This is a genomic window from Collinsella aerofaciens, assembly GCF_015557435.1.
Classification (GTDB): Bacteria; Actinomycetota; Coriobacteriia; order Coriobacteriales; family Coriobacteriaceae; genus Collinsella; species Collinsella aerofaciens_Z.
The window spans coordinates 95,549-101,616 of record NZ_JADNOH010000070.1; the positions used below are offsets into that span (position 1 = coordinate 95,549).

4 protein-coding genes are annotated in these 6,068 nt (G+C 60.8%); 3 read left to right on the plus strand and 1 reads right to left on the minus strand.

Annotation, left to right across the window (positions count from 1 at the left end; translation table 11 throughout):
- Window positions 1-95: 95 nt before the first annotated feature.
- On the minus strand, window positions 96-845 hold the full coding sequence (locus I2G43_RS06785; protein WP_006234857.1) for an SDR family NAD(P)-dependent oxidoreductase: 750 nt from the start codon (window positions 843-845) through the stop codon (window positions 96-98).
- A 252-nt stretch (window positions 846-1,097) separates the two neighbouring features.
- On the opposite strand from I2G43_RS06785, the gene I2G43_RS06790 reads away from it, so the two are divergent.
- The 3 genes from I2G43_RS06790 to I2G43_RS06800 are packed head-to-tail and all read left to right on the plus strand — an operon-like array spanning window position 1,098 to window position 5,769.
- Window positions 1,098-1,547 carry a MarR family winged helix-turn-helix transcriptional regulator gene (locus tag I2G43_RS06790; RefSeq protein ID WP_195535571.1) on the plus strand — a complete coding sequence of 150 codons (450 nt, stop codon included), beginning with the start codon at window positions 1,098-1,100 and terminating at the stop codon, window positions 1,545-1,547.
- Window positions 1,544-3,913 (plus strand): ABC transporter ATP-binding protein, encoded by a 2,370-nt coding sequence (locus tag I2G43_RS06795; RefSeq protein ID WP_195535572.1) that lies wholly within the window; start codon window positions 1,544-1,546, stop codon window positions 3,911-3,913. Before I2G43_RS06790 ends, I2G43_RS06795 begins: the two co-directional genes overlap by 4 nt.
- Entirely contained in the window at window positions 3,913-5,769 is a 1,857-nt protein-coding gene (locus I2G43_RS06800; RefSeq protein ID WP_195535573.1) for an ABC transporter ATP-binding protein, read from the plus strand. The genes I2G43_RS06795 and I2G43_RS06800 overlap by 1 nt, the downstream gene beginning before the upstream one ends.
- The last annotated feature ends 299 nt before the right edge of the window (window positions 5,770-6,068 follow it).

Consider the following 6,068-nt stretch of genomic DNA (forward strand, 5'->3'; position numbering starts at 1 on the left):
GGATGCATGCGAATCGTAGCCGCACGCGCCTATGTCAGAAAGAAGGCGACGGTCCCGAGTCGCAGGGGCCGTCGCCGAATAATCGTCGTGGGGTATTACCCGTCCAGGACGATGCCGCCGTCGCAGTCACCGATCTCGCCGTTCACGAAGCTGGCGAGGTCGGAAGCGAAGAACAGCACCATCTGCGCAGGCTCGCTGGCCTGGGCGGCGCGGCCCAGAGGAATACCGTTGATGATGCGCTGAGAGTTCTCGTCAGAGAGAATCGAGGTCATATCGGTCAACGTGAGCGACGGGCATACAGCGTTGCAGCGGACGCCGAACTTGCCGCCCTCCTTGGCGACTGCCTTGGTTAGACCGTTAACACCGGCCTTGGAGCTGGCGTAGGCAGCGGTGCCGAGCAGGCCACCACCGATCTTACCGGCAACAGAGCTCACGTTGACGATAGTGCCGGCATGGGCCGCCTTAAAGTGCGGGTACACGGCGTTCATCATGGTAAAGGTACCGTTGAGGTTGATGTCAATGGTGCGACGCCACTCGGTGTCATCGATCTCGTCGAACTTCTTGGTGCTGATGACGCCAGCGCAGTTAATCAGGATGTTGGTCTGCGGCAGATCGGTGAAAATCTGCTCGACGGTCTCGCGCGCCTTGGGTGCATCGGCGACATCGAGCTGATAGAACTTGTTGCCCTCGCCAAGCTCGGCCACAGCGGCCTCGCCCTTAGCAGCGTTCCTTGCGATGAGCGCGACGTGTCCGCCGCCCGCAACGATACCCTTGGCAATCTCGAGGCCAATGCCCTGAGTGCCACCGGTAACGATCGCGGTCTTGCCCGTGAAGTCAAATGCCATGACTCCATCCCCCTTTATGTAAGGTGTCTCCTTGCGGGAAGTTGGAGCATCGCACGTGGCGATTATATGAGTCCCAGTCGTCATGGTGGTGACAACCCCTCGCCTAACCGCGTGCATGATAGTTCTTTAAAACGCTTCAGCAATTGAATGATTTTAAGTCTTTATGCGCTCTTTATATTGCCCACTGTATGAGGTCCACGTATGGGGGTATCATCTTCCACCGAAAATAGTTTCTAGTGTTAGGGGTTTTCGGTGGAAGATACTGATTTCCGTGAGCTTGGGCGTCAGCTCCTTACCGAGTTCGGCAGTATGTATCAGCGCATTTCACGCTTTGCGGACAAAGCCCTCGGCGGCGAGATGGCCGTCATGCGCGCCCTCATACTCGCCGGTGGTTCGCTCACACCGAGCGAACTCGCTGATCGTGCCTGGGTCTCGAGCGCCCGCATCGCCAATATCCTACGCGCTCTCGAGGCCAAGGGCTGGGTCGAGCGCGAGCACTCAAAGACCGACCGTCGTCGCGTACACGTCACGGTGACCGACAAAGGATTCCAGGATCTCGAAATCAAACGTCGGGAATTCGAGAAGCGCACCGCGGCTTTCCTCGAGCAGCTCGGCGAAACAGATACCCAAGAGATGGTGCGCCTTCTGAGACGCGCCAACGAAATTATCGACCGCAATCAAGAAAGGAGAGATGCCGAGTGAGGATTCTCAAGCTCTTTAAAAAGCATATCCTGGCACTGTTCGCAGCTATCGTACTTATCGTAATCAGCTGCAACGCTGATCTGGCACTGCCTACCTACATGAGCGACATCGTCGACGTGGGCGTGCAGCAGGGAGGCATCGCCTCGCCCGTGCCTGACACCATTCGCGCCGAATCGCTCGACGACCTTGAACTCTTTATGAGCGCCGAGGATGCCAAAGTTGTGGAGGCCGTCTTTAGCAAGGCGGACAAAAACGGTATTCGAACGTACAAGGGCACCGAGGAGGAGCGCGCCGACGGCGGCAAGATTGCCGACATCATGAGCCTGCCCGAGACCGTCGTGCTCGCCTTCAACCAGGGCATCGACGCCGACTCCATGGGCGACATGACCGGCGCATCCACCGAGGCAAGCGATGGCGGCGCCGCCCAGGCCATGCCCACCCCCGAGCAGATGGCGGCAATGACGCCCGAGCAGCTCGCCGAGATGCAGCAGAAGGCCGCAGCGGCGCAGAATATGCAAAAGCAGATTGATGCCGACGGCGGTAAGATCACCATGAAGAGCCTGCGTCTAGGCGTTGAAGGCGGCCTAATCGACCAGGGCAAGCTCGTCGAGGGCGCCAACGATATGGCGGACAAAATGGGCTCCATGTCGGGCTCCATCGTGACCCAACGCGCCGTGAGCTATGTGCAAGACGAGTACAAGGCGCAAGGCATCGACCCCGCCGACGTGCAGAACGCCTACCTGGGCCGCATGGCGACCACGATGTTTGGTCTGTGCCTTGTGTCGCTCGTCGCCACCATCCTGACCGGTGCCGTGGCTTCGCGCACCGCCTGCTCCATCGCCCGCGACCTGCGCCGCGAGACCTTCAACAAGGTAATGCACTTCTCGCCGGCCGAGGTGGGCAAGTTTAGCCAGGCCTCGCTCATCACCCGCTGCACCAACGACATTCAGCAGATCCAGATGGCCGCAACCCTGTTTATCCGCATGTGCCTGATGGCCCCCGTCATGGGCATCGTCGCCGTCATGCGCGTCCTGGCCAACCACACCGGCCTGGAGTGGACCATCGCCGTGGCCATCATCGCGGTCTCGGCCGTTGTCGGCGTGCTCATGGGCCTCACCATGCCCAAGTTCAAAAAGATGCAGAGCTTTGTGGACCGCGTGAACCTTACCGCCCGCGAGCTGCTCGACGGCCTTATGCCCATCCGCTCGTTCAACCGTGAGGAGCATGAGCTCGAGCGTTTTGACAAGGCTTCGCTCGACCTGATGACCACGCAGCTCTACACCAACCGCGCCATGAGCTTTATGATGCCGCTCATGATGCTCGTCATGAACTGCATCACCGTGCTTATCGTCTGGTTTGGCGCGCAGGGCGTGTCCGACGGCGTGATGCAGGTCGGCAACATGATGGCGTTCATCTCTTACACTATGCAGATCGTCATGGCGTTTATGATCCTCACCATGGTTTCGGTCATCCTGCCCCGCGCCGAGGTCGCAGCCGAGCGCGTGGAAGAGGTCATCACCTGCCCCACGAGCATCAACGACCCCGCCTCGCCCAAACTGCCCGCTGCCAGCGCGCCGCGCGGCGAGCTCACCTTCCGTGACGTGAGCTTCCAGTATCCCGATGCCCGCGCCGACGTCATTAGCGGCGTAAACTTCACCACGCACGCCGGCCAGATGCTCGGCATCATTGGCTCCACGGGCTCGGGCAAGTCCACGCTCGTGCAGCTGATTCCGCGCCTGTACGACGTCACGGGCGGCAGCATTTCGCTCGACGGCGTCGATGTGCGCGACATGACCCTTTCCGAGCTGCGCCGCCGCATTGGTTACATCCCGCAGCAGGGTCGCCTGTTCTCGGGCACTGTCGAGAGCAACCTCAAGTTTGCCAGCGACATGGTGAGCGATGATGACATGCGCCGGGCCGCGCGCATCGCCCAGGCCGAGGACTTTATCGCCGAACGCGAGGGAGGCTACGACTCCCCCATCAGCCAGGGCGGCTCCAATGTTTCGGGTGGTCAGCGCCAGCGCCTGGCCATCGCCCGCGCGTTGGCCAAAAAGCCCGAGGTCGTGGTTTTCGATGATTCGTTTAGCGCCCTCGACTACAAGACCGACGCTCGCCTGCGCGAAGAGCTTGCCAAAAACGTTACCGACGCCGCGCTCGTGGTCGTGGCCCAGCGCATCGCAACCATCATGCACGCCGACCAGATCATCGTGCTCGACGACGGCCACGTGGTGGGCACCGGTACGCACGAGGAGCTGCTGCGCAGCTGCCCGGCGTACCTGGAGATCGCACAGTCGCAGCTTTCCGCCGAGGAGCTGGGGCTTACCCAAGAAGAAATTGCAGCCGTCATGGAAGGAGGCGAGCGCTAATGGCAGACGAGACCAAGACCCAAATTCCCAAGCCCACCCGTCAGCGTGGACCCATGGGCCGCATGGGCGGCATGCGTCGCGGCGAAAAGGCCAAGGACTTTAAGGGCACCATGAGGCAGCTGCTCGGCTATATCGGCCAGCACAAGATTGCCGTGTTTGCCGCCGTCGCCTTTGCCGTGTGCTCGGTCATCTTTAATATTGTGGGACCCAAGGTGCTCGGTCAGGTTACGACCAAGCTGTTCGAGGGCCTGGTTGCCAAGGTCAACGGCACCGGCGATGTCGACTTTAACTGGATCGCCAAGACGCTCGGCTTTTTGCTCTGCCTGTATCTGGCAAGCTCTGTCTGCAGCCTGGTCCAGGGCTGGCTCATGACCGGCGTCACGCAAAAGATCTGCTACCGCATGCGCAAGGAAATCGCCGCCAAGATTGCCGTCGTGCCGATGAGTTACTTCAACGGCCACAGCAAGGGAGACGTACTCAGCCGCATCACCAACGACGTCGATACGCTGGGTCAGTCGCTCAACCAGAGCGTGACGCAGCTCATCACGTCGGTGACGCAGATTATCGGCGTGCTCGTCATGATGCTTTCGATCAGCCTGCCGCTTACCGGCGTCACCGTGCTCACGCTGCCGGCAGCCGCGATTATCCTGACCGTGATGATTCACTTCTCGCAACCGTACTTCCGCGAGCAACAGCAAGTCCTGGGCACCGTCAACGGCATTATCGAGGAGGACTTTGCCGGCCAGAACGTCATTCAGGTGTTCGACCGCGCCGAGGCCTCGATTGAGGAGTTCGACCGTCAAAACGACCGCCTCTTTATTAGCGGCTGGCGCTCGCAGTTCCTGTCGGGCCTGATGATGCCGCTTATGAGCTTGGTGGGCAACATGGGCTACGTGGGCGTCGTCGTGGTGGGCGCGCAGCTCGCGCTGACCGGCAATGCCACGCCCGGCGACATCCAGAGCTTTATCCAGTACGTGCGCAACTTTACGCAACCCGTGCAGCAGCTGGGCAACGTGAGCAACACGATGCAGTCGATGGCTGCCGCCACCGAGCGCGTCTTTGAGTTCCTGGCCGCGCCCGAGGAGGAGCAGAAGGCCGACGCGCAGATTCCCGAGAAGCGCCCCGGCCACGTGGTGTTTGACCATGTCAAGTTTGGCTACACGCCCGACAAGATCATCATCCACGACTTTAGCTGCGAGGCGCAGCCCGGCCAGACCATCGCCATCGTCGGCCCCACCGGCGCCGGCAAGACCACGCTCATCAAGCTGCTGCAGCGCTTTTACGACGTGGACGGCGGTTCGCTGCGCGTCGAGGGCGTCGACGTGCGCGACTGGGACCGCGCGGCGCTGCGCGGCGAGTTTGCCATGGTACTGCAGGATACCTGGTTGTTTAACGGTACCATCCGCGAGAACATCCGTTACGGACGCCCCGATGCAAGCGATGCCGAGGTCGAAGCCGCTGCACGTGCCGCACGCTGCGACCACTTTATCCATACGCTCGCCGGCGGCTACGACTTTATGATCAACGAGGAGGGCACTAACCTGTCGCAGGGTCAGCGCCAGCTCGTGACCATCGCCCGTGCCATTTTGGCCGACCGCCCGGCGCTGATTCTGGACGAGGCGACCTCCAACGTGGACACCCGCACCGAGGAGCTTATTCAGCGCGCCATGGACGCGCTGATGCAGGGTCGCACGAGCTTTGTCATCGCGCACCGCCTGTCCACGATCCGCAACGCCGACGTGATCTTGGTGATTCGCGACGGCGACATCGTCGAGAAGGGCACGCACGACGAGCTGCTCGCTCAGGGCGGCTTCTACGCCGACCTGTACAACTCGCAGTTCGACGAAGCGGCGTAGGGCTGGCGCCGATCTGCTTTATATGCTCGTAAACGGGGGCGCAGGATGACCTGTGCCCCCGTTTTTGCGTTTCGTGACGCTCGAAATGTCTCCTCGGGGTCTTTGCTGACGGACCTTTTTAGACCCCATGGTCAAAAAAGAGCAAATATGAGTACTGTTACCTTTTTAGTAGCAGCGAAAACCGCCCCAAATGGGCCCCTTGGAGCTTTTATACGCCTGCAAATCGTTCGAAACGCCCGATACCGGGGTAGCGCGCAGAGATGTGGTGTAAGAGGCGGGGCATGCCCCGCCTCTTCTCT

Coding starts and splice junctions, on each gene's coding strand:
- I2G43_RS06785 (WP_006234857.1), bottom strand. CDS start 845: ATGGCATTTGACTTCACGGGCAAGACCGCGATCGTTACCGGTGGCACT.
- I2G43_RS06800 (WP_195535573.1), top strand. CDS start 3,913: ATGGCAGACGAGACCAAGACCCAAATTCCCAAGCCCACCCGTCAGCGT.